Below are 24427 nucleotides of genomic sequence, written 5' to 3' on the forward strand. Positions count from 1 at the left end.
TATATCGGATTACCCACGCCGTTGTTCGTGCAACATACGATTTTAACGAATCCCCCGTCCGCTTGTCAGGATAAAGGATCTTGACCCTAATTAGCAGAGAGTACTAATGAAAAGCAGAAACTTTCAAACTATACTAAATACATAAAAGTATGGGATCTCCTTCCAGGAGAGCACTCAAAATTAGTGAAGGTAAGATCAATTGTAAGGAGGATGCTAACTTGAAGCTGACAGTTCTGGTGGATAACAACACGATTTTGTCCAATAATCCCCATTTCCAAGACAGGTACTTTCTAACTGAACCCGGGCTTTCTATCTATATTGAAGCAGACGGAAAAAAGGTTCTTTTTGATACCGGTCATACCGGTATTTTTCTGCAGAATTCTGAAAAAATGAATCTTGACCTTTCTGACCTTGACTATTTGGTTCTTTCCCATGGGCATATCGATCATACGGGAGGGTTAAAAAGTTTAATTGATTTTTATCAAAATCAAGGAAAAACCAACTTAAAGGATAAACCAACTTTAATCGCCCATCCGGAGTGCTTTTTGTCTAAAATAGACAGTCCCTGGGGTGAAATAGGCTGCGGAATTCCTGAAGCCGAAATAACTTGCCATTTTCAACTGCAACTCAGCAGAGAACCCTTATGGCTTACCGAGAATTTAGTATTTTTAGGAGAGATCGAACGAAGCAATGATTTTGAAAACCTCACCCCTTTGGGGAAAGTCTATAAGAATACCGAAGGTCAAGACGATTATATCCTGGATGATTCAGCCCTCGTCTACAAAGGCAGCAAAGGGTTGATTATTATCACTGGTTGTTCTCATGCAGGAATATGCAATATCACGAAGTATGCGCAAAAAGTCTGCCGGGATGAACGTGTTATTGATATTATAGGTGGGCTTCATTTAATTAATCCGGGTCCTATCCAGATGGAAAAAACCAAAGAATTTCTTGAAAACGTTGCTCCCCAGACCATTCGGGCCTGTCACTGTACCAGCTTGCGGCCCAAGATCGCCTTGGCAAAAAGTTTAAATGTGGAAGAAGTCGGGACGGGATTGCAGCTTGAGTATTATTAATCTGCGTCGGTTTAGATTGGGGTAGATGCCCGTAAAATCCCCCTGGAACTCTTCTCAATATACACCCAAAAATTCCGCAAGGGAAACTGATCGGAAAAATAGGACTCTACCTTGCGTTCATAACTGCCGTCGATTACCTCCTCAATATGAAAAACAGGCCATTGGGCTAAATAGCGCCGCTCCACTTTCGAAAAGGTCTTATCCGGCAGAGCCAGATGCAAGATCAACATAGCAAGTATCAATAAAAAAGGAAGCATACCGACAGCATGCCGGAGCATGGCAAAATTTCCACTGTTTCTCATTCTTATATCCTCATATCCATATTTTTGTATTCCACGTATTCTCATCTCCTCATATCCTTATATCCCCATCTCCAATCTCCTTCCTCCGGGCTAAAATCGAAAATAAATAAAGGGGTTATAGGTTGATCCCACCATAGAGGCCGTCGCCAAAAACAGCAGCACACAATAATACAGGCTCACCGCCCATTGATGGTTACCGCCACAAACTCTTTGCCATAACGATGCCAGTTTCCCCGGTCCAGGCGATGCGGCAAAGATACCAACGCTGTATAAAAGGGCATAAGCCTTTAGCTTCATAATGGCATGGGCATCAATAAACCCCTTTCCTCCCCTTCCCAACATACTTCCCAGAAAACCCAACCCATCCGCCAGGCTGGTAAATTCAAAGAACACCCAGCCTATAACGACCAGCAGCAACAGGTAGCTGTGCCGGACGGCCCGGGGCCAGCCCGGCAGCCGGGTCTGCAAAAACAACTTTTCTATACCTATTAAAGTTCCAAAATAAAGCCCCCATAAAACGAAATTCCAGCTTGCACCATGCCAGAGCCCGGTGAGAAACCAGACGATGAGCAGATTCCGCAGCAGTTTCCACTTCCCGGCACGGCTCCCGCCCAGTGGAATATAGACATAGTCCTTAAACCATGAGCCCAGGGAAATATGCCACCTCCGCCAAAATTCCGAGACGCTTTGCGCCATATAGGGATGCCGGAAGTTTTCCTTAAAGCGGAAGCCAAACATCTTGCCTAAGCCGATGGCCATATCGGAATAGCCGCTGAAATCGAAATAAATCTGCAGGGTAAACGCTATAATCCCAGCCCAGGCCAAAAAAGCCGACATTTCTGTACCGGGCATGGCTTTTACTTCGGCCCAGAGCAGGCCCAGAGGATTGGCCAGCAGCATTTTCTTGGCCAGGCCGCCCAGGAACCGCCCCATCCCGGCGTAAAATGCCTTGAAGGTCATGCTCCGGTTCCCTAACTGGGATTCGATGTCTGCATACTTCACAATCGGCCCGGCCACCAGCTGAGGGAACATAGCAATATACAAGGCAAAAAGCAGCAGGCTTTTCTGAGGTTTTATTTTTCCTCTATACACATCGATCCCATAGGATAGGGTCTGAAAGGTGTAAAAGGAGATTCCCAGGGGAAGGGCCGGTGCTTCCCCCGGCACATTCCAGCCGCCCATGGCTGTGAACGTACTTAGGATCATGGCCAAATACTTAAAATAAATGAGGGAGCCTAAATTAAACACCAGGCTGATGATTAAAAAGAGCTTCCTCTTTCCTCCACCGGCCTCATCGCTGCCCAAAAAAGTGCCCAGTCCATAATTGATCAGGATGGAACCGCAGAGCAACAACACATAGACGGGCTCTCCCCAGGCGTAGAAAAACAGGCTGGCCGTAAGCAGAACACTATTCCTCAGCCGCCTTCCCAAGCAATAATAGAGAAGAACGGTGACCGGCAAAAAAGCAAAGGTAAAGAGCAGGCTGCTGAAAAGCATCGGTCTCTCCTCTATAACGATTCAGAGAGTTTCTGCAGCCAGAGCTGATAAAATTCTTTCTGAAAGTGGATACCATCTTCAGCATATAAAGCGGGATTTTCCCTGGCCATGACTCCGATATCGACATAATGAACCGCTGATTGGCCCGCCACCTCTTTTAAGATCCCGTTATATTCCCCGATTCCTGCATAGCGGGGTTCTTGTTCTAAGGCTTCCTGAGCTACAGGGGTTATGGATTGGAGATAGATTTCAGCGCCGGGCAGCTCTTCCTTGATCCTGTTGATCAGCTTCGTCAAATCCTCTCTGAATAATTCCTGAGGATCCTCCACCGGCATGAGGATATCCACGGATCCCAACATGATAAAGACCTGATCCGGCTTCTTCTCAGCCAAAGCATCCAGATCATCATAAGAAAATCCGGCTGTGGCACCCGCCCCCGCGATAACCTGTTCTCGGGGCAGGATTTCATTAAAGGCAAAACCTTCGGTAAGGGAATCGCCTATAAATACACTGTTCTCAAATTTGGCCGCGCCATCCGTCACCTTAGCCACATCCTCTTCGGCAGTCCCGGTCCCCTTCCCGCAGGCCGTCATACCCAGCAGAAGTATCCCCATCAGGAAACCTGCGATTATCTTTTTCATCTTAACAACCCCTCTTTTCTTGATCGGATGAACAGATGTTACTACAGCCAAATGCAGAACAGGTGCAGATGAGGTCAAGTTGGGATATGTCTTAGGCTGCATTGCAGTTTTTATTAAACAGATCAACTAAAACAGGCCAGCGTTGTCACTGCCGGCCTGTTTTGCTGTACCTCTGCTTATCTTACTCTCTTTTTTGACATTTCCCCTACTCCCGCTGGGCAAGATTTAGGAAAGAAAAAAGCCGCTATCCACTCCCTATCTTATTCATAGCGAAGGGCTTCGATGGGATCAAGTTTGGCAGCTTTATTGGCTGGATAGTATCCGAAAAATACGCCAATCACCATGGTTACCGAAACGCTTAAGATGATGATGCCGATGGAGGTGCTTGCCGGGTATCCTAAAAGGGTCGAGCCAAGCATGCCCAGGACAAGACCCAGGATAATACCGATGATACCTCCTATAACACAGATAATCACCGACTCCACGATGAATTGCATCTTGATATAAGAATTCCTGGCCCCCAAGGCTTTCCTTGTCCCGATCTCACGGGTGCGTTCTGTAACTGATACCAGCATAATATTCATCACACCGATACCACCGACTAACAAGGATATGGCAGCGATGATGGAAATGGCGATGGAAACCGTGCTCAGCATGGAGGTCATACTGGAAATCGTACTCTCCATGTTCATGACGCCCACTTCCCATTTCGTGTTTTTTTCGTAAACCTTGGCGAAGTAGCTTTTGATGTCTTCGGTAAAGGTGGCGGCATTCACACCGGTTTTGGTAACGATGGTAAAGGACTGATAGTTTTTGGTGGTGCTGTCCTGTTTGGCTAAACTGACCGGTATATAAAAGTTAGTCCTTGTATCCCGCTCTGAAGAAGAGTCCGGTCCAAAGGCCGAAGCTTCATATTGGTAAACCCCAATAATGGTGTAGACTTCGATGTCATCTGAAGAATAGATTTTTATTTCCTGGCCTAAGGGATCTACTCCGGCTGAAAACATGTTATTCACCAATTTATCCGATACCACGGCAACTTTTTTTACGGACTTCACATCTTTCTCCGTTATAAACCGGCCGAAGAGAAGATCTAGATTATTGGCCTTTTCATAGCCATCATTAACTCCGGTTACACTGATATTGGCATAGAGCCTGCCGTCCTGAGCTTTCGCACTGCCGACACCTTGGGATAAACTGATGGCTTCAACTCTGTCCCCGAATCGTGAGGCAAAGGCTTCAATCGTGTCCTCTGAGAAAAGATCGCTTTCTTCCGGGGTAGCCGCAGCCTGGTTGGGGCCACGAGGTCCGCCGCCAAACTCATCCCCTCCTCGTTCCCTGACACTAACCACAATCGAATTGGCCCCCATCTCTTCCATCGTGGATGTGATCGAAGCCGTCAGGGAGTTGCCGACGGTTACTATGGCGATGACCGAGGCGATGCCGATAATGATCCCCAGCATGGTTAAGATTGCCCGCATTTTATTAGCCTTTAAGGCGGCCAAGGCCAGTAAGATATTTTCAACCATGTTCACCCGTTCTCACCTCGCTCCTCACTCTGGCACCCGCTGCCTATAGAGGCGGGGGTCTTAGGGCGGATTTGTTCATCGATAATTATGCCGTCTTTCAAAGTCACGATCCGATCTGTTTCTTCAGCCAACTCGTAATTATGGGTGATCAGGACAATGGTGGTGCCTTTGGTTTCATGGATCTGATGAAAAAGGTCCATGACCATCCGTCCTGTGACCGAATCCAGGGCGCCCGTGGGTTCATCCGCCAGGATGATCGCCGGATCATTGGCCAAGGCCCTTGAGATGGCGACCCTTTGTTTTTGTCCGCCGGAAAGCTCATTGGGCAGGTGATCCAGGCGATCTTCCATCCCGACGAGTTTTAAAAGATCTTCAGCCTTTTCTCTTCTTTCTCTGTTGCCCATTCCTGCATAGAGCATGGGCAGCTCAACATTTTTCAGGGCGGAATTGCGGGGGATGAGATTAAAGGTCTGAAAGACAAAACCTATTTTCCTGTTTCTAATATCGGAAAGCTCGAGATCCGACATATTCTGGATTGGCGCGCCGTCCAGTATATATTCACCTGAGGTAGGGCGATCCAGAGCACCGATGACATTCATCAGGGTACTTTTTCCCGATCCGGAGGCTCCCACTATGGATATGAATTCCCCTTTCCCTACCGTGAGTGAAATATTCTTTAAAATTTCCAATTCATTGGGGGTGTCAATATAAAACTTTTTGACAAGGTCGCGAATTTCTATCATCTTTTCATTCATAATGCCTCCGCCTTATTTCATAGCTGCCCCGGGGCGGGCCTTATCCCCGGTTCCGGCACTGGCAGCATTATTCACTACCAGGACACCGTCAGCCAGCCCTTCTCCTGAAATCTCAGTATAGTAATCTGTCATCATGCCCACTTCTACCACCGTCTCTTCCATCCTTTGCTGGCCATTTTCTCCGGTGAGGATATAGACAATACTTTGTCCCTGGTCGTTGACGCTGACAGCATCATAAGGTACTGAGTATACATCGGCTTTCTTTTCGATAATGATGTTAAGCCGTGCGTTCATGCCGATTTTCAACTGGTCATCAGGCTCTAAAATATCAACTTCTGTCTCAAACTCTACCGTTGTATTGGAAGTATCGGTGGTGCCATTGGCGGTCTTGGTGGAGGCAGGGGAAATTCTCACCACCTGACCGGCAAAGAGTTCATCTTCAGTTGCATCTGTTTTAATATTGACCATCTGCCCTGGCTTGACTTTATCGGCGTCATATTCTTTGACATAGGTTGTTATGGTAAGCTTCTCCGCATCCTCAACCACGAATAAGAGACCGTTTCCCGGCGAACCCGCTTCAGCATACACGGCGGTCACAACACCGCTTATGGGGGCTTTGATCGTGGCGTCGGCGAGATTTTTTTCCAGCTTATCCAGCGCTATTTTCTGGCTGTCATTGTTATAGTCAGCCAGAGCACTGTTGTAGTTTGCTTCGGCTGTTTTTACATCCTGGGCAGCCTTTATTTTGGCGGCTTCCAGGCTTGCCGCCGCTTTATTATAGGTGTTCTGGGCCAGCTTGTAACCGGCTTCCGACTGATCCAGCTCCTGTTTGGATACCGCGCCGAATTTATAGGACTCTACATTGTTTTCATAGGTATTTTTCTTCGTTGTTAAATCATTTTCTGCCGACTTCAGACTGTTTTCTGCATTGAGCAGTTCCGTATTCATGCCATTTTCATATTGCTTTTTCGTATCTTCATAGATCCGCTTTTTGCTTTCTAGATTTATGGTTCCGGTTTTTTGCGACGCTTCAAAGGTGCTGCGCTGTTGCGCTATATCAAGCTCTAAGGACGATGTGTCCAGCTGAGCCAGGGGCTCCCCGGCCTCAACTTTGTCCCCAATATTGACATAGATTTCTTTGACTGAGTAGCTTAAGGTTGAATAAACTTTTTGGGTGTTTTTGCTTTTAATACTCCCTGATACATCGACACTATTGATCAATTCAGTTTTAGCGAGTTTGGTATGGGCCACATTGGCAGAAGCGCTTTTACTCCCTCCCAACAAAGCTGTTATCCCCCATATGCCAATGACCACAACCGCCAGAGCGGCTATAAGGGTTGTTCTTTTGGGTTTTCTCAGTTTTTTCAGCAATTTTGATTTATCCATCCTGGCTCCTCCTCAATGACGTTTCTGTTTTTAATTTTGTGGAACTATCCATTACTTCAAAAAGAACTTAAGTTTCTATGATTATTCAAGCGGTCTACAACTAAAATAGGGAGGTCGGGAAAGGCCTGGTGAACTTCGTAGACAAAATTCCCCGGTTCCATTTTTTCCGGCTCCCCTACTACCAGCTGCCTGATGCACTCGTGCCTTATATAATCGATGGCTATCCGGTTGACATCCTCTCCCCAGTATACCTTCATTTCCGCATTCATTGACTTGCACACATTAAACAGATATTCCAGATAGGTATCTTCAAGTTTTTGCACCTCTTTAGATGGCTGTACGCTTAAGATCTTCATCTTCATGGCCGGGGATTTGGCAAGGATATCCCCTGCTTTTATGAGCCTTGCACAGTTTTTCTGGTCTGTGACACACACTAAAATTAGTTTTTCCAACCCCATTCCATTCACCTGATTTCTTTGCTTAATAACTAAAATCATAACAAAGCATTGTGGCAAGAAAATGGCATGAGGATGAAAGATTATGGCAAGCATAAACATACAAGGGCAGATGACTTCCGGTATATACGGGAGTCATCTGCCCTTGTAAACTATTGTTAGGCATTATATTTTACTACCTAACTTATACTCATACGATAGTGTTCTGATTAAAAGAAGCATCTCGTCGGCGGGTTTGCATTTCAGGAGGCCGAAGCACCGTTGTAGGATAAAGTGAACGTAAAGGTACTGCCTTCATCCAAATGGCTTTCCACATAAATTTCTTCACCTAAACGCTGACTGATTTCAAAGGCGATGGCCAGCCCCAATCCCGTTCCCTGCGTGGAGTGGGCCTTATCGGCTTTGTAAAACCTTTCAAAGATATGGGGGAGGTCTTCCGGAGCAATCCCCATTCCCGTATCCGCTACAGAAACTTTAACCCTATCTTTATCGAGGACAGTGCCTAAGGAAATCCCGCCGCCTGATTGAGTATACTTTATGGCATTATCCAGAAGAATGATCAGAACTTGTTCAACTAAATCCATGTTGCTCATGACTTTCAGATCATGGACCAATGGTGAATAATCAAATCTTAAGCCTTTTTTCTGGGCCAGCGGTTTATACCGTTCAGCTACACTGCCCGTTACCTCGTTGATCAGGAATGCTTCGGTGTGCACCGGCTCTGTGTGAGACTGCAGGCGGGACAGGGTAAGCAGATCGTTGATCAGTCGTGTAAGCCGCATGGTTTCATGGAGCATATGATTGTAGTAGCGGTTTTTGGTCTCCTCATCACTTACCATGCCGTCGGCCAGTGTTTCCGATAAAGCCCTGAGGGCCGATACGGGTGTGCGCAGTTCATGAGAAACATTGGCAACATACTCGCGCCTGGTTTGCTCCAACCGTTCTGATTCTGTTATATCGCGGAATAAACCAACGACACCGGCAATATGATGGGTTTCATCCTCCAGCGGACAAATTGTGACTCTTAAAAGCATCTGCTTCCACTGCAAACTGCGGACGATGGTATATCCTTGGGCGAGAACAGCGTCAAAATCTTCCCATAGTTCTTGACTGGGTATTAAACTCATCCGTCCCTCGCCTGAGTTTTCACCAAAAATCCTCTGGATTGAAGGATTAATATGAGTAAAATTCCCCTCATTATCTATGGCCACAATTCCTTCGGCGAGACCATCAATGGTTTGTTTCAGCCGGTTTCTTTCCAATTCCAATGCGGCAATGGTCTCAGATAACCTTGCGGATAAATAGTTAAGGGAGTGGGCCAGTTCGCCGATCTCTCCCCCATATTTTTCATTGGCCTGTTCCTTAAGATTGCCGTTTGCCATACTAATGGCTACATCACGCATTTGTTTTAATGGATGAGCAATATACCGTGCGGCTCGATAGAGGGGAAAAGATAACAGCAAAAGAACGCCTAAGGCGCTTATCCAGATGGAGCGGTTAAGTCCGGATAGGGCGGTAAAAATCTCGATCTGCGGCTTGCCCAGGAAAACCATGCCAACAATGCTGTCGTTATGCATAATGGGCTGGCCTACTATCAAAAAGGGCCCCTTGTTAGCAACCACACTATCCCCGGATAAAACGGAGCTGAAATATTCTTTCAAAACAGGGTTAAGGTTCAGCCCAATCTCCGCATTTTTTCCCCGGAACAAAGTGGTTAAAATTTCTTCATTTTTAATAATCAGGTTGCCCTGCACATCATAAACATGAACAACAAAGTTCCATATCCCTTTGTTAAGATTAAAATGTTCCTCAAGATCATCTTTGCTCATAGTCCCCTGTTGATAGTTCAACACCAAATCAGCGATGGCTTCCGCACTGGGTTTAAGTTCGCGGGTTTGCAATTCCCTGAACATATCATTGGTTGTAAACCAAAAAAAGATGGTGATCAGGAAGCTATACAAGGCAATTGTGGTGATCATTAGTATTAGGATGCGCTTAAGAAACGAGCTCTTCTTCTTCACGGTACTTCCATTCCTGCTGTAGCAGCCTCTAGTGATGGCTGCAGCCTTTGCAAAGATTGACTGCATCTACAGCAAATCCTTTTGTATAATTCACTTTTGTTAACTTAACACCTCAAATTTGTACCCTACTCCATAAATGCTTTTAATGCCCCACTTCATCTTCTCACCGGCCAGTTTTTGGCGAATGCGCTTGATCTGTGTATCCACGCTTCGCGTATCGCCGAAGTAATCGGAACCCCAGACATTCTGAATGATCTGCTCCCGGTTAAACACCTGGCCCGGATGAGCGGCAAGCAGATATAAAACCTCAACTTCCTTGGGCGTGCAGCTGACCGGCGTTCCATTCAGGCGCAGTTCATAGGATGAGATATTGATCTCCAGTCCGTCATATTTCAAGATGGGCTCAGTATCTTTGCTTTGGGGAAGCTTGCGGCGCAGAACGGTTTTTACCCGGGCCACTACCTCCCTGGGGCTGAAAGGCTTGACAATATAATCATCCGCTCCCAGCTCAAGCCCCAGGATCTTGTCGATTTCCTCACCCTTGGCGGTCAGCATGATGATGGGGACGTCCGTGGTTTTGCGCAGGGTCCGGCAGACTTCCATACCGCTGAGTTTGGGCATCATCAGATCAAGGATAATCAAATCCGGTGCGGTTTCATAAGCTTTTTGCAGAGCCTCTTCCCCGTCATAGGCCGAACCGTAAGTAAATCCTTCCGCTTTCAGATAAGCTGCAATCGTCTCGTGAATGATTAACTGGTCATCACAAATCAAAATATGTCCCGCTGTGCTCAATGAAAACTCACCTCAAACCTATTTTGTCAATAAGCTGTTTAATTCATCCACCGCTAAACTATAAGCATTGATTGCTTTTTGGAGCTTGACTTTTTGCTGGTTTAAGGCAATGGTATCATCCACGACACTGCTCCCTTTGGCCGTTCCCAATCCTTCCTTGGATTGCGTGATACTCAATGTGTACTCGGCATCCTCAAGGTTGATTTTTTCTATTTCCAGATCCCCTTCAAGATTCTTTAATTCATAGTACTTATTCCAAAGGGTTGCTTCCAGATTGGGCTTTACTTGTTCCAGTTTAGCCTGGTTATTGCTGACGCTTGCTTCAAGCTGGTGAAGCTGATTCAGGTTATTGTCTATATAGGTATTATACCTGATGATATCACATTCTATCTCGGCTAGTTCCAATTGGCCCTGCTGGCTTAGATAGTCATAGCTGTCTTCCCAAGCTTTGCTTATCTCGTTGGCAATATCCCCATCATCAAACAGCACCGGTTCTCCAGCTAATGGTTCCAGCTTTGTTTGCCCGGCCAGTTTTACGCCCAGATCTCTTTCCAGCCCCTTGAGATTAAGGCTGATCTGCCTCTGGGTTGCTTCTATCCTGGACAGCATCTGAACTCTTTGGGCGTCATATTGCTTTAAGGCTGATTGGGGAAGACTCCCTGAGTTGATTTGGGTCTGTGTATGTTCTATGGTTTTATCCAGGGCGGCCAGCTCACTCTGAGTATTGGCCAGCTCTTCCTGAAACACGCCTATCTCCAGATACTGTTTCTTGACACCGGCTTTCAATTCCTTTAATTTTTCTTCTCTTTCATGTTTGGCTCCATCCAGTTCAAGCAATCTTTGTTTGGGATATAAAAGTTCTTCTTTCCTATAGGTTACATTCTGCTCTTCATCGCCGCCAATGAATTTTCCCTTGGCCCAGTCCGATCTGGCCACGGCCTCCTGGTATTGCTTTTCATAGAGGTTAATTTTGTCATTCATCAGTTTTAATTCCTGGTTATGTTCTTCGATAGTCTCATAAGCTTTCTCTAAAGACAGTGTATCAATAACTGTAACTGCCTCAACTGCCTCAACTGCCTCAACCGTCTCAACTGACTCAATTTCTTCAACGGCCTCAACAACCTCACCTGTTTCACTCTTAACCGTTGTATTATCCGCACCTGCTGTTTCCTCCCCGGCCAAAGTCGCCATAGGAACGGAAACTGCAATTATTACTATCAAGGCCATGACCAGGCTTAGTATCTTTTTCATGATATACCCTCCCTATTCGTCTATTGTGATATGCCAGGGCCTATGCCGCTGGCCAGCTCCATCTTCATTTGAAAAAGCCAGGCATCCAATTCCGCATTTTTCACCTGGATCTGAGCCTCCATATAGTCTTTTTCCGCAGTGATCAGCTCGTCCTTGCCTGCTCTTCCTAAATCATAGTTTTGTTTGACAAGATCATAATCACTTTGCGCCGACTCCAGGAGGATTTTGGTGTTTTCCCAAGTCCTCAGCCGTGACTCAAGTTCGCTGTATCCTGAAGTCAAATCAAGCTCTACCTGGATCCTGGCTTTAGCGATTTCATTTTGCCCCTGGGCCAGGTCATACTGGGTTGTGGCCTGATAATAATCAAGGGGCATGCTCTGGCTTTTATCCGGAGCCTCGATGGCCTGCCTAACTTTGGTTACTTCCAGAGAACTCTCAGCACTTGTCACTTCATATCTGCTGGCTAGACCGGCTTGGATATAGTCCTCCAGAGGTCTGAGGGTGGCCGACGGTTTGATGTTTTGGTCTATAAAGTTTGCGTATTTATTCAGCACCGGCTCTCCCATAACTTTATTTAAATTAATCACATCGGCATCGTATGATCTCTGGTATTTTTTAAGGGTAATCCGTTCCTTGGCCAGATTCGCGGCGATCATCCCGGCATCATATTCCGATATCCCGCCGGATTTAAGCTTATTCTCCGCATCTTCATTTTCAATTGTAAGTTTATCCACAAATTTCTGCTGCAGCTCGACTTTGTATTTGTTTTTCAACATCGTTATGTAGTGCTGATAGGCACTCAATCTTACCGAGCTTTCGGTTATTTGCAGGTCTCCGTAACTCAGATCAATCTGATACTGGGCATTCAAGGGAGCATAGATCACACTGCTTGCGCTCCAGGCATTGGTCACATGCAAGTCCTTGCCGTATCTGTCAAGAGTAAGATCGGCCGCACTTGCTTTAGCTTTAACCTCTGTTGAGTATTGGATCGCTTTGATGGCAACTTTTTCGATATCCAGACTATCCTCTGCTCCATAGGCCGTGTAAGCACCAAATACCATGATCAAGGCCGCAGAAATCCCTACTATGTATTTTTTCACCGTATTCACCTGCTTTGTTAATGTATTGTATCTTGAACAATAGCAAAAGAATATGGCGGAAAAATGGCATGGCTATGAAACATTGTGGCAGACTCAGCGTTAAATAATTACAAATTAATAAAAGACAAGGGGTTTAGAGATCGCCCAAAACGGCGGAAATCTAAACCCCTTGTCTTCGTCACAAAATCAGGGCCGTACCGGCAAGGTAAAGAAAAAGCGGACGCCGTCCCGGGTATTTTCCACACCATAAACCCCATGATGAAGTTCCAGTATCTCCTTGGACAGAGCAAGTCCCAGACCCGTACCTGCTTTGGCTGCCCTCGCCTCCCCGCGGTAGAATTGCTCCCAGATCTTTTTCCTGTCTGCTTCTGCCAGGGGGCTTCCCTGGTTTTCTACGCTTATTTCCGCAGTCTGCCCCTGATCGCTGACCGCAATGACGATAACCCCGCCCTTCTCCGTATGCCGGATGGCATTACTGAGAAAATTGGTGATCACGCGGCTGATCAGTCCTTGATGCCCTACGACCCGCAGAGAACAAAGGTTTAAGGTAAGGGTGAGATTTTTCTCCCCGATGGGCTCAGCCAATGACCTGGCTGCTTCGGCAATCGCCTGATCGATGGCAAAAGGAGCCATTTCCGGCTTATAGGTGCCTGAGGCAAACTTAGCCAGATCCAGCATATTCACAACCAGCACATCCATCCGCTCTATTTCCTCTTCCATGGCCTGAAAATAATGCTCTCTTTTTTCAGAGGCAATGCCGTCTTTGATAATCGCCAGACAACTTTTCATCACAGCCAGGGGGGTTTTCAGTTCATGGGATACTCCGGCGATAAATTCCTTCCGTGTCTTTTCCAAGCGCTTTTCTTGATCGAGATCCCGCTTCAATTGCTCAATATATCCTTCCATCCGGCTGGACAGGTGATTGATATTTCGGGATAACTGGCCGATCTCATCCTCAGAACCCACCGGCAGCTTTTCGGTAAAATCCATCGCCGCTATCTTCCCTGTGATCCGGTTGATGGATAGGAGAGGCTTGGCCAGCCATTTGGAAAGAACGAAGGCCAAAACCAGCATGCACAGCAAGGCAACTCCTAAAAAGTAAGGATAGAATTGCCGGATCACCCCGATGGCCTCATCCACCGGCTGGAGAGAAGTCATGGCGAAAATATATCCCTTTGCCCCATGTTCCCTAATCGGTTCGCTGATCAGCTTATACTCCGCAAAATTCTCTACAGCCCCCCACTCTTTGCTGTCCTGAAGAGGCTGCCCCTGCTCAGCCAGCAGACCGGCTTGAAATTCTTTGACCTGTTCCAAAAAATAATGTTCCTGATAGGGAAAGGCAATAGATTCCGGCCGTTCCGGAAATACGGTTTTCGTTACCGTTCCCTTGTACAGCCCGGTGCTCAGGTGACTATAGGCTTGATCGGCCTGAGGCCCATGGAGCTTGTTGGCAAGATTTAAATTGACAACACCTGTGGAGCCGGTCTGGATATGATAAGGTATCCTTTCCTCTCCTATATTGACCGTATCGATAAGGACCCCGTCCCCGACCTTTAGGGATGATAGCACATCGGCAGAAAATTCCCCGGCAAAAGAGTACATGGGGATCCGCCAATGATCCTGCGCCTCATCCTTTAACTTCACTTCAATATAGTAATTTTCCACATCGCGGATCCGTCCATATTCATCCAATTCCGTAATCCAGACCCGGTTATGCTTATAGAGCTCTTGGGAAGCCGCTTCCGCTCCCATCATTGCCGCCCGCTCTGTGTATTCCTTCATATCCAGTCTGAGAGTATCAGATTTCCTGTCAATATAATACTTCTCAAAAAAGTAATTCTGGGTGATGCCCATGACTAAAAACAGCGTGGAGAATAAGAGAGCGGTCAGCAGGAACCATTTAAAGACAATGCTTTTCGTCATAGCTGTTCCTCTGTGAATTTATATCCCGAACGGATCACCGTAACAATGCTGCTGCCTTTGCTGCCCAGCTTGGAGCGCAGGTTGCGGATATGGCTGTTCACTGTCTTTTCATCACCATAAAAATCATAACCCCATAGTTTCGTGATCAATTGTTCTCTGGTTATGACCAGCCCTTTGTTCTGCATTAAGTAAGCGAGAATTTCGAATTCCGTATGGGTCAGATTGATGGGATCGCCCTCTACGGAAACACATCTTGACCCCAGATTGAGGAGAATTCCGCCGGCTGAGATCTGCATTTCCTCCACAGTGTCTGAGGTTTTTTCCAGAAACCGTTTTACCTTGGCCATGAGCACCCGGGGACTATAGGGTTTGATCAGATAATCATCCGCTCCCAGCTCATAGCCCAGGAGAGAGTCATCCTCATCGGAACGGGCCGTCAAAATGATAATGGGGATACCGGAATTCCTGCGAATTCTGCGGCATACCGACCAACCGTCAACCTTGGGCAGAACAATATCCAAGATCACCAAATCCACGGAGTTGGCTTGAAAGAGCTCTAAGGCTTTTTCTCCGTTTGCAGCCTCTAAGGCCTGATATCCATTCTCAACCAAATAATCGACAATCACTTCGCGCAATATATCTTCATCTTCAACCACCAATACTTTATTCATCCCATACCTCATCTGGCTTTATACTTCAGCCGCCTTCCTACAGCAGTTTTTTCCATGGGCTTTGGCCATATAAAGGGCCTGATCGCAAAGTTTATAAAGCATATCAATCGTTGTTTCCTGATCCGGAGTGATGCTGCAGTACCCCACGCTTATGGTATAGTTTATTTTAAGGCCGGTGTCAACAGAGGAGTTCGCGATGGTCCCCCGCAGCCGCTCCGCAACTTCTTTAACCTGTTTCTCATCTGTCCCGGGAAGCAATATGGCAAATTCCTCTCCCCCATATCTGCCGAACAAGTCATAATCCCGCAATTGTTTTCTAAGGGTATCGGCAAAATCCTGCAGTACGGCATCCCCGACAAAGTGCCCGTACTTATCGTTGATTTTTTTAAAGTCGTCAATATCAATCAGCAAGAAAGCGATTTGCTCTTGCTCTCTCAAGTACAATGAAATAACCGCATTGGAGCGCTCGATAAAGGTTTTGCGGTTCAATATATTGGTTAAGCCGTCAAAGGACGCCGCTTTCAGCAGTTCCTCGTCCTGTTTTTCTTTGTCCAAGAGAATAAACCCGGTGCTTCCCACCAGCATTACGATGTAGAGGAGTAAAAACAGCCAGGTATTGAAAATGCTTGTCGAGGCCAAATTCATATCCATGTCTGTCGTTAAAGCCGCAACCGCCCTGAAGAGCAGAAACAGTATGGTAATACTGTAAAGGACGGCAATTCCTTTCTGCAGCCGGGAAGCTTTCTTATCTCTAAACAGCTTATACACGGGATATACCATTAATATGGCTGTGATCGAGGAGGCAAAGGTGATCCTGACGTTTTCCGGAAAGCCGTATGCTGTCGCCCCAATAAAGACAACGATGCACCCGTAAACAAGGCCGAATTGCCCACCGCTACCAAAGCCATACTGGGCACAGCACCTCGCAGGCCGAGAATAAGCCAAGCGATAGGCTGGAGAAATTTCGCCAATAGAAACATTTTGACCGCCTTGCTTCGGTCTTGTGGCCCTATATAGGCAATGATCAGCGCACCTGTTAAAAGATGGCCTAAAACGAGAACCACTAAAATAGTCGCCATATTGATGTTGAAAAGAATCATTCAGTATCCTCCCACAGTTGCGAAACTAAATCTTATTAGAACAGTTGTTATTATACAGCAAAAGAAAGTCCGGTAAAATAAAGCTCCATCCTAAGAAAGAAATACGCGCTAGCGTAAAAAATAAAAGCAGGAAAAATTCCTGCTTCAAGATCAGATGTTCTCCCGTTGGTCCGCTGCCTGCAATTTCATAAAAGCTTCGTAACGGGTGCGCAGGGCCTGCTCATGCTCTTCCTCATCTTTTTTCAATTGTTCAAAGAACTTTTTGACCTTCGGGTCCGCCGCATTTTCAGCCAGCGTTTGATAATGTTTCTGGGCCTTTATCTCATCCTCGATGGCCTCTAAAATACCATTCAATATTTGCTGCATACAAACTCCCTCCTCTCCTCGGCCAATGCTTAGCTCAGTTTTACTGCAACCAATGTGATATCATCCCTGATTTTTTCATAGCTTAAAAAACTGGTAAAATCTTTATGAATTTCTTCCACTATCTGAGTGGGCTTCAAGCAATAAATTTCTGTGATCAGCTTTTTTAAGCGCTCCTGATAGAGCCCATTCTCAGACTGCTGCTCAGGCAATCCATCGGACATAATAAACAACGTCATGTTTGGCGATAAATGGTGGCAGGAATCCCCATACTTTAACAGGTCAGGGTGTATACCTGTGGAAACAGGCAGTCCCCCATTATTCAGCTCTATGATATGCTCTTCATCCTTGATTAATAGAGGGCAAATGTGAAACCCCGCATTGCAATAAGTTAATTCTTTGGTCTTTAAATCAAAAACAACCATGAACAGGCAAACCAGGTATTCTTCGGGATACCCCTCTTTTAGATAGTGCTCAACAAAAAAATCCACGATTTCCTGGGGAGACAGCATCTGTCCCGGGATATGCTTCAGTCGGAAAAAACTATTGATCGTGTCTTTGACAAAAATGGCCAGCATCGCGCTGTCCAGGCCATGTCCGGAAACATCGGCTATGTAACATACATATTGTTCAAAATAATCATTGAGCAGCCCGTGATCGACTCTAAAAGCATCGAAGATATCTCCGCCCAATTCTTCTGCCGGAATATATAAGGAAGCAAAAGAGATCTGCTCCGTATCAGGAAGGCGCTCCGGCAGGGTGCGTTTATGAATCTTAACCGCATTCGCTATTTCAACATCCAGCTTTTTTCGTATTCTCTCATACTCAATATATTTTTCATTGCCATAAATATAGATATACTCTTCCTTCAGCAGAAATTTGAGGTGAAGGCTCACAATCCCTTGCTGGCCTTTCAACAAAAACCTCTCCCAGCCGGATGGCTCCGCCGCACTGGCTATAAAGGCTTTGGCCTTATCACCATGCCTGTCTTCAACGATATCCCAAAAACTCTTATGTTCTAACTCTGCTTCTTGATAGCCTAAGCGGGCCTGCATGATCCGATTGGCAAACACAATCTTCCCTTCAGTATTGCAAACCAGGATATGGTCATCCAGCATATCGGTTATGGTTTTCGTTATTTTTACCAGCTCAAAGTTGCTCTCCACCGATATGTACCTCCCAACCCTTTATAACGGGTTCTTCCTTCCATCTCGAAAATCCTCTTTGATCCAATTATAACATCTTATCCAAAAAATGCTTTAAAAAATCGTCTTAAATTTGCATTTTTCGACAAACGAAGTTCTATTTATTTTTTCTTGTAATTACTTTGATATCCAAGTAATATAGAGATAAAGATAGTTTGATATCAAAGTAAATGGGGGAATTTCAATGAATCGTTATCTGGGTGAGCAAAAACTAATAGAAGAAGCAAAGACCGGTTTTCCTAAAGGCATCACCAAAATTACGGACCGGGTTTATTTTATGTTGGGCTATGGCGGCAGTACCGCAACCTTGATCGAAGGCAGGGAAAGCTGTGTCCTGATCGATACCCTGAATGGACGTGAAGCTGCCGAAGAGGCCTTAGCGGAACTTCGCCAATTCACAGCTAAACCGATTAAAACCATTATCTTCACCCATTACCACCACTTTGACCATACCGCCGGCGCCGGAGTTTTCGCTGCCGGGGGGTGTGAAATTATCGCCAGAACTCCGGCCTATCCCCAATACACACGCTCTGAGCTGCTCAAAGATATCGCAGCTATCCGGGGAGCAAGACAATTTGGCGTGGGCCTGACACCGGAAGAGGTTATTTCTGTAGGGATAGGTCCTATGAATGAGCTCAACAGCACCAAAGCCACCCTGAAGCCGACACGGTGGTTTTCCGAAGACTGTTTAACACTGAACCTCGACGGTATTGAAGTACACCTGGTAGGGGCCCCCGGAGAAACCGATGACCAGTTATTCATTTGGCTGCCCCAGTTTAAGGTGCTGTGCAGCGGGGATAATTATTACCATTCCTGGCCCAATCTTTACGCCATTCGCGGCGGACAATACCGGGACATCAGTCAATGGGTAAGCTCACTTGACGCTATGCTTGCCTATGATGCCGAGCACCTCTTACCAGGCCATACTAAGGCGATCAGCGGCAAGGAAGCTGTCCGGGAGAATTTAACGAATTACCGTGATGCCATTCAATACATATTGGAAGAAACCTTAAAGGGTATGAACAAGGGCATGACCATGGATCAGTTGGTTGACACAGTCAAATTGCCTGAAAAGTGGGCGGCCCTGCCCAATCTCCAGGAGTATTATGGCACCGTGGAGTGGACTGTCCGTTCCATTTACACAGGCTACCTGGGCTGGTTTGACGGAAATCCTACCAAATTAAGCTCTTTGCCGATGAGGATTAAAGCAGAAAAAACCCTGGCCATTATGGGCGGAGCTGAAAAAGTCTATGCTGAGGCCAAACAGGCTATTGAACATGAGGATGAGCAGTGGGGTGTTGAGCTGTGTGATACTCTCCTGGATGCCGGGCAAAAAGTGGCAGAAAGCAAAGCCCTTAAAGCGGAAGGCCTCATCCACCTTGGCCGGATGCAGGTCAGTGCCAATGCCCGGCATTACTATCTGGCATGTGCCAAAGAGCTTCTGGGCAAGGGCGGTCAGGCTAAACTGGCCGGCGCAGCCATGGACATGGCTAAGAGGAACGAGGGATAAGAGTTCCCCATAAGCGATAACCAGCATAAGTGATAATCAAAATTCAAAAGCAAAAGTAAATTTAAAAGCAACCAAGTTTTGATCTGCCCTGTCAACGGACAGCCCTCAGTCTTGGTTGCTTTTTTTGATGGACATTATTTAGATACCTTCTTTATCCCGATGTTATATTGATCCCGATGCCCTATTGATCAGGAAAAGTTCATATAGATGCGCTCCAGGACCTTTCGGAAGCTTTCCCTTTCTTCAGCACTGATCCCTTGGTACTCCAACCTAGCCAAGCTTTGGGAGATCTCAAAAAAAGCCGGTTCCAACTCTCTTCCTTTTGGAGTAAGAAAAACCAGGGTTGACCGGCTATCCTGAGCATTCTTCATCGTCGCCAGATAACCTGAATCGATCAACTTATTCACCGAATTGGTGACTGTGGAACGATCCCGGTTGACTCGTTGGGCAATTTCGCTCATGGTTAATTCGGAGTCCCGGAATAAAGCGGCCAACACAGCCCCGTGGGAAGGAGCTATATCCGTAATCTCCCGCTTTTCAAGCTCAGCGAGGATAAAACGATTGGCCCGCTCATTGATTCTGCTCATTAGATTAATTGTATTATCTGTCTCTATCTGCTTCATGAACAAATTATAATTTGATATCAAAGCAAATGCAAGCCGTTCCTTGGCTATTCTCCCAGCAGATAATTATTCCCCTCATTGGCTTCTGCCAAGGTTCTCATCTCAAAGGATTTGCATCCTGAGGCAATAAAAGGATCCGCTTGAGCTATACTGGTAGCTTCAGCTAAATCCTCAGCCAGGAGAACGACCATTCCCCCAGGATAATCTGTAAAAGGCCCGCAAAGTACAAGTCTGCCCTGACTCTTCAATTCTTTTAAATATTCCACGTGGTCCTTGATGATTTCCTCATGAAGAGGCTTTATGTTCTTCATTAAATATACATACATTATCGTCCATCTCCCTTGTTCACACCTTACAAAATTGCTTCCAGCTTTCCTCTTCTACTCGATAAGTACCTCCCACGTGAATGTGCAGCCCATTTTCACCGGTATACTTGATTGGCATACCGGGAGCGCATATACCAAATTAGGGATATAAAATAGCCGATGATCGGTGACAGACCATATCCCATCAAGGGGACGGGAAAGTTGCCAGGCACTGTGGCAACTAGAATGATGAGATAATAAACGCCGATGCATCTTGAAATTAACCCGGCATTTTCAGGAGGAAATAATAGAAAAGGTATCGGTAAGATTGCCAGGGAAACCATTGCCATAATTAACCACAAGAACCCTATATCCGCTACCATACTTACTATTCCCTCCACATGATTTACTGGAGGCAGATTGTCCAGATACACCCAGGATAAAATAGTACATACTGAAAAAACGCTTAGTATAAATAAACGTAATCGTTTACTTTTCGTCTGGCTGCCGATCAAAATCATCATTGGGATCGCAAACCCAGCCAATTGGGAAGCATCCGACTGAAGAAGCAACATAAATACTGTCCCTATTGCCGCAATGCTGCCCAACCCAAGTTCTTTCGTCTGCACTAGCTGTCCTATCCTAATCATAATTATTGGCAATACAATCATGGCGATGTTAAGCCTTATGATTCCAATCGATATCCACCGGTGTACGCCTTCCATGCCGGGGTTTAGAAAAGTCAACAATATAAGGCACATGGCGAGGGACAAGAGGATGGTTTTATGTTTACTGCCACTGAAGAAATCAAACTTGTATGTAACCACTATCCAGTAAATCAAGCACATTGCCAGAAAACAGACAATATTTTGGCCCCAAACCAGAGCTGGAACATGATTTAGATACATGGCCAGCACTCCTATGGCTATAGAAGGCACCGCTGTCATAATTGGTATCAGCCTTTGTAAGAGCAATGGATTCACTTTCCTTTCGAGCACCATAATCCATGGGGCCGGGACCTGGCTATTCCCTGCCTGGCTATTTCCCTTGCCGGACAGATCCGGCAATTGTTCCCGATCCTCTGTCGGCTCTTTCCCAAAAGAGCCTCTGAGCAGAGTTCAAATGTTGCAGCGCTGCATCATTTGAACTCTTCCCCATCGGCTGGTGGAGAGCATCCGCTCGTACGTTACCGAAAATCAGCTATCTTCTTCATCAGCACATCGGGGCAATCAATTAATGGAGAGTGACCGCTGTCTTTTAAAACGATCAGCTCCCCTTTTTCTCCCAAAGCCTCAACAGTTCCTTTGGCAGCAGCTTCCGGTATGATACTATCCTTCTCACCCCAAAGGCTCAGCACCGGGGCCTTTATTTTATTGATCAGGTTAGTGCCCTCCGTGTACCCATTGTGTTTATCAGAAATATTAAATAAGGCCAAGGCCCAGTAGATATCTACTAAATTCCGCTGCTTTAAGGTTGCATTGATATACAGTTTATTGTCTTCCGGCAAGGGTTTGCGGTGAGAATAAATAGCTCTGTCCCATAAAATGCTCATCGTCTGAAAATTCTTATTTTCAATCGCCTGAAGGCAGGGAGCGACTTCCGGGTCTTCAGCCATTTCCGCCCTATCTTTATAGACCTGCCCCATCAGCACTTTCCCCTGCTCATCTTTTTTAAACAGAGGGCAGCCGCTATGGCCTACAGAGTCTATCAGTACGATTTTCTTTACTCTATCCGGATAATCGGCACTAAACTGCAAGCACACGCTTCCTCCCGCAGACCAGCCTATTATTGTAAAATTCTCCACTGCCAATTTATTGACAAAGGCAGACAGATCATCAGAAAGCTCTTTGATCGTATCGATTCTATTATTATAGGTGCTGTCGCCAAACCCTCGCAAATCGATGATATAGGCTTTGAAGCCCGGCGGCAGTCTTTCAGCTATGGGCAGAAAATGAACTCCCGAGCTCATATTGCCATGTACCAGAAGCAAAATATTATTGCCATTGCCGGCTTCCCGATAAGCCAATGTTTCACCATTTTCCAACTTCAATTGTTTTACCGTTAAATGATCAGCCATTTCATAAATCTCCTTAGATATGGTGCTTGGTTCCCTATACTTATTATATACTTTCCCGGCCTTAATAGCGATAATGGCCCCTATTCTATCGGTTTTTTTCGCTCCTGGCGAAAAAGAAGGTGCCGATGATCAGGCAAAGCACTGTCAGCCCGACAATAGCGGCAAAATTGACCACCGGATTAAACATCACCACACTGCTGTATTCCGGTGTACCCCTATACACCACCGCCCGCACCAGGTCCAGGCAATAGGTCATGGGCATCATCCGGCTCAAAACCAGTAAAACCCCGCTGGAATGATTAATGGGAATAATTGCGCCCGATAAAAACATTTGCGGCATGGTGATCAGCATAACAGCCAGGTTCGCCGTCTTTCTATTTTGAATCAGCCCAATCAGAATCATGGCCAGAGCCCCGGCTGAAAGACAGATCAAAGGGGACAGCGCCAAAATCAACAGCAACTGGGTGAAGGGCAGGGTGATGCCCATGATCAATCCGACAATCAGCGTTCCCACCATACTGAGGACAGCGCCGAACATGGAGCCAAAAATCTTGCCGTTCACGATCCCATAGCGGGATACCGGAGCAATCAGCATCTCTTCACTGAAATTAGAGTCATGGTCGTCCACTAAGGAAGCCACTCCCATGGTGGTGGTCATAAACAACATGTTCACCAGCATCCCCACCAGCATGAAAGTACCGAACTGAAAGCCGAGGCCCCCCGCCATGTTCTGCATCAGATTGCCGCCGATCATGCCCATCATGATCATGGGCATAGCCAGGCTCATGATCAAAGTGCCGGGGGATTTCAAGGCCACGGTAACCTCCCTTGCGAAAATCGCCAGAACTGTACTTGCCTCCCGATAGATCCGGGACTTTTTCCGGGTTAAAACCTGCCCGCTCATTGTGCTTCACCTCCTGATTTGTTTAAGAACTCGATATAGGCGTCCTCTAAGGACGGTTCATGGATTCTGAGTACCGTCAGCGGTGTTTGCAGCCTGGCGATCAGTTCCTGCGCTGTTTGCCCCTGCAGGGGGACACTGATCTGTCCGTTGAACTTATAGGACAGATTTAACCCGGACAGTTCGGCGGTTAAAGCGTTTCTGTCGGCAGCGTCCACAATCAGCTCCTGGCGGAGCAAGCTTTGTTTCAATTCAGTCGGGGACTGGCAAGCCGCGATTTTGCCGTGGTTGATAATACAAACTTTATCCACCTTTTCCGCTTCATCAATATAGTGGGTGGTGAGAAACACCGTCGTACCGTACTCCTGGCGCACCCTATCGATATAATCCCACAGCCCCCTGCGGCTTACCGCATCCAATCCCTGGGTCGGTTCGTCAAGGAACAGAACCTCGGGCGTGTGCATCAGGCTGCGGATGATCTCCAGCTTGCGCTGCATTCCGCCCGAAAGGTTTTTGACCGGCTTGAACAAGGCATCCTCAATGCCCACAATTTCAGCTAAGTCCAACACCCGCTTGCGATAGGGGGCCGGCATAAGCTTAAAGCTGGGCTGATAGGTGCACATGCCATAGAGTGCGGCGTGGAAGCGGATATTTTGCTCTGCGGTAAGCTGAACGTCCAGGCTGGGCTTCTGAAAAATGATGCCTATTTTTTCCCGCACCTGCTGCGCTTCTTTTTCTACATCAAACCCGGCAATGTTCACCTCTCCGGAAGTTTTAGAAAGGGTGGTGGTGAGAATAGAGATCGTGGTGGTTTTGCCTGCACCATTGGGGCCGAGAAAAGCAAAGAACTCCCCCTTGTTCACCGTAAAGCTGACTCCATCCACAGACGGGGTTTTGGCGCTTTTGTACTGCTTAACCAGATTCTTCACCTCGATTACGCCCAT

The 24427-nt window shown here is 46.5% G+C and carries 25 protein-coding genes; 2 read left to right on the forward strand and 23 right to left on the reverse strand.

Annotation, left to right across the window (positions count from 1 at the left end; genetic code table 11):
* Positions 1–218 precede the first annotated feature (218 nt).
* Positions 219–1076 (forward strand): MBL fold metallo-hydrolase, encoded by an 858-nt coding sequence (locus DESLBE_RS08030; protein WP_243131261.1) that lies wholly within the window; start codon positions 219–221, stop codon positions 1074–1076.
* 11 nt (positions 1077–1087) lie between these two features.
* On the opposite strand, the gene DESLBE_RS08035 is transcribed toward DESLBE_RS08030, so the two are convergent.
* The 17 genes from DESLBE_RS08035 to DESLBE_RS08110 all read right to left on the reverse strand — a co-directional run bounded on the left by DESLBE_RS08035 (position 1088) and on the right by DESLBE_RS08110 (position 18028).
* Positions 1088–1378 carry a DHHW family protein gene (locus DESLBE_RS08035; RefSeq protein ID WP_243131262.1) on the reverse strand — a complete coding sequence of 97 codons (291 nt, stop codon included), beginning with the start codon at positions 1376–1378 and terminating at the stop codon, positions 1088–1090.
* Between the two features lie 90 nt (positions 1379–1468).
* Entirely contained in the window at positions 1469–2875 is a 1407-nt protein-coding gene (locus tag DESLBE_RS08040) for an MBOAT family O-acyltransferase (RefSeq protein ID WP_144676255.1), read from the reverse strand.
* 11 nt (positions 2876–2886) lie between these two features.
* Positions 2887–3516 carry an SGNH/GDSL hydrolase family protein gene (locus DESLBE_RS08045; RefSeq protein WP_144676257.1) on the reverse strand — a complete coding sequence of 210 codons (630 nt, stop codon included), beginning with the start codon at positions 3514–3516 and terminating at the stop codon, positions 2887–2889.
* A gap of 260 nt (positions 3517–3776) precedes the next feature.
* The gene (locus DESLBE_RS08050; RefSeq protein WP_018213435.1) at positions 3777–5051 is read right to left on the reverse strand and encodes an ABC transporter permease; all 1275 of its coding nucleotides are present in this window, start codon (positions 5049–5051) and stop codon (positions 3777–3779) included.
* Positions 5048–5800, reverse strand: coding sequence for an ABC transporter ATP-binding protein (locus DESLBE_RS08055; RefSeq protein ID WP_018305114.1), 753 nt, complete (start codon positions 5798–5800; stop codon positions 5048–5050). The genes DESLBE_RS08050 and DESLBE_RS08055 overlap by 4 nt, the downstream gene beginning before the upstream one ends.
* 12 nt (positions 5801–5812) lie before the next feature.
* On the reverse strand, positions 5813–7186 hold the full coding sequence (locus DESLBE_RS08060) for an efflux RND transporter periplasmic adaptor subunit (protein WP_018305113.1): 1374 nt from the start codon (positions 7184–7186) through the stop codon (positions 5813–5815).
* Positions 7187–7242: 56 nt separating this feature from the next.
* Positions 7243–7638 carry a hypothetical protein gene (locus tag DESLBE_RS08065; protein ID WP_243131263.1) on the reverse strand — a complete coding sequence of 132 codons (396 nt, stop codon included), beginning with the start codon at positions 7636–7638 and terminating at the stop codon, positions 7243–7245.
* A 245-nt stretch (positions 7639–7883) separates the two neighbouring features.
* On the reverse strand, positions 7884–9662 hold the full coding sequence (locus tag DESLBE_RS08070; protein ID WP_243131264.1) for an ATP-binding protein: 1779 nt from the start codon (positions 9660–9662) through the stop codon (positions 7884–7886).
* Positions 9663–9761: 99 nt separating this feature from the next.
* Positions 9762–10454, reverse strand: a complete 693-nt coding sequence (locus DESLBE_RS08075; RefSeq protein ID WP_011461250.1) for a response regulator transcription factor — start codon at positions 10452–10454, stop codon at positions 9762–9764.
* Between the two features lie 18 nt (positions 10455–10472).
* A complete protein-coding gene (locus DESLBE_RS08080; protein WP_018305110.1) occupies positions 10473–11705 on the reverse strand; it encodes a TolC family protein in 1233 nt (410 codons plus the stop codon).
* A gap of 20 nt (positions 11706–11725) precedes the next feature.
* Positions 11726–12805: a TolC family protein gene (locus DESLBE_RS08085; RefSeq protein ID WP_015943643.1), complete on the reverse strand. Its 1080-nt coding sequence runs from the start codon at positions 12803–12805 to the stop codon at positions 11726–11728.
* Positions 12806–12991: 186 nt separating this feature from the next.
* Entirely contained in the window at positions 12992–14728 is a 1737-nt protein-coding gene (locus tag DESLBE_RS08090) for a HAMP domain-containing sensor histidine kinase (protein ID WP_018305109.1), read from the reverse strand.
* Positions 14725–15411, reverse strand: a complete 687-nt coding sequence (locus DESLBE_RS08095; RefSeq protein WP_018305108.1) for a response regulator transcription factor — start codon at positions 15409–15411, stop codon at positions 14725–14727. Before DESLBE_RS08095 ends, DESLBE_RS08090 begins: the two co-directional genes overlap by 4 nt.
* A gap of 6 nt (positions 15412–15417) precedes the next feature.
* Positions 15418–16167, reverse strand: coding sequence for a GGDEF domain-containing protein (locus tag DESLBE_RS08100; RefSeq protein ID WP_242833948.1), 750 nt, complete (start codon positions 16165–16167; stop codon positions 15418–15420).
* Between the two features lie 11 nt (positions 16168–16178).
* Positions 16179–16499: a hypothetical protein gene (locus DESLBE_RS26945; protein WP_242833947.1), complete on the reverse strand. Its 321-nt coding sequence runs from the start codon at positions 16497–16499 to the stop codon at positions 16179–16181.
* Positions 16500–16649: 150 nt separating this feature from the next.
* Positions 16650–16865 (reverse strand): ferritin family protein, encoded by a 216-nt coding sequence (locus tag DESLBE_RS08105; RefSeq protein WP_018305107.1) that lies wholly within the window; start codon positions 16863–16865, stop codon positions 16650–16652.
* 29 nt (positions 16866–16894) lie between these two features.
* Positions 16895–18028: a SpoIIE family protein phosphatase gene (locus tag DESLBE_RS08110; RefSeq protein ID WP_005809348.1), complete on the reverse strand. Its 1134-nt coding sequence runs from the start codon at positions 18026–18028 to the stop codon at positions 16895–16897.
* 223 nt (positions 18029–18251) lie between these two features.
* Here DESLBE_RS08110 and DESLBE_RS08115 point away from each other — a divergent pair, with 223 nt between their 5' ends.
* Entirely contained in the window at positions 18252–19577 is a 1326-nt protein-coding gene (locus tag DESLBE_RS08115) for an alkyl/aryl-sulfatase (RefSeq protein ID WP_018305106.1), read from the forward strand.
* Positions 19578–19765: 188 nt separating this feature from the next.
* On the opposite strand, the gene DESLBE_RS08120 is transcribed toward DESLBE_RS08115, so the two are convergent.
* From DESLBE_RS08120 to DESLBE_RS08145, 6 genes are all read right to left on the reverse strand, one after another.
* Positions 19766–20164 (reverse strand): winged helix DNA-binding protein, encoded by a 399-nt coding sequence (locus tag DESLBE_RS08120; RefSeq protein WP_018305105.1) that lies wholly within the window; start codon positions 20162–20164, stop codon positions 19766–19768.
* Positions 20165–20247: 83 nt separating this feature from the next.
* Positions 20248–20526 (reverse strand): YciI family protein, encoded by a 279-nt coding sequence (locus DESLBE_RS08125; protein ID WP_005809352.1) that lies wholly within the window; start codon positions 20524–20526, stop codon positions 20248–20250.
* Positions 20527–20621: 95 nt separating this feature from the next.
* Positions 20622–21572: a hypothetical protein gene (locus tag DESLBE_RS08130; protein ID WP_018305104.1), complete on the reverse strand. Its 951-nt coding sequence runs from the start codon at positions 21570–21572 to the stop codon at positions 20622–20624.
* Positions 21573–21691: 119 nt separating this feature from the next.
* Entirely contained in the window at positions 21692–22582 is an 891-nt protein-coding gene (locus DESLBE_RS08135) for an alpha/beta hydrolase (RefSeq protein ID WP_018305103.1), read from the reverse strand.
* 85 nt (positions 22583–22667) lie between these two features.
* Entirely contained in the window at positions 22668–23486 is an 819-nt protein-coding gene (locus DESLBE_RS08140) for an ABC transporter permease (RefSeq protein WP_018305102.1), read from the reverse strand.
* Positions 23483–24427 carry an ATP-binding cassette domain-containing protein gene (locus DESLBE_RS08145; protein ID WP_018305101.1) on the reverse strand — a complete coding sequence of 315 codons (945 nt, stop codon included), beginning with the start codon at positions 24425–24427 and terminating at the stop codon, positions 23483–23485. Before DESLBE_RS08145 ends, DESLBE_RS08140 begins: the two co-directional genes overlap by 4 nt.

Source organism: Desulfitobacterium sp. LBE, assembly GCF_007830365.1.
In the GTDB taxonomy this organism is placed as follows: domain Bacteria; phylum Bacillota; class Desulfitobacteriia; order Desulfitobacteriales; family Desulfitobacteriaceae; genus Desulfitobacterium; species Desulfitobacterium hafniense.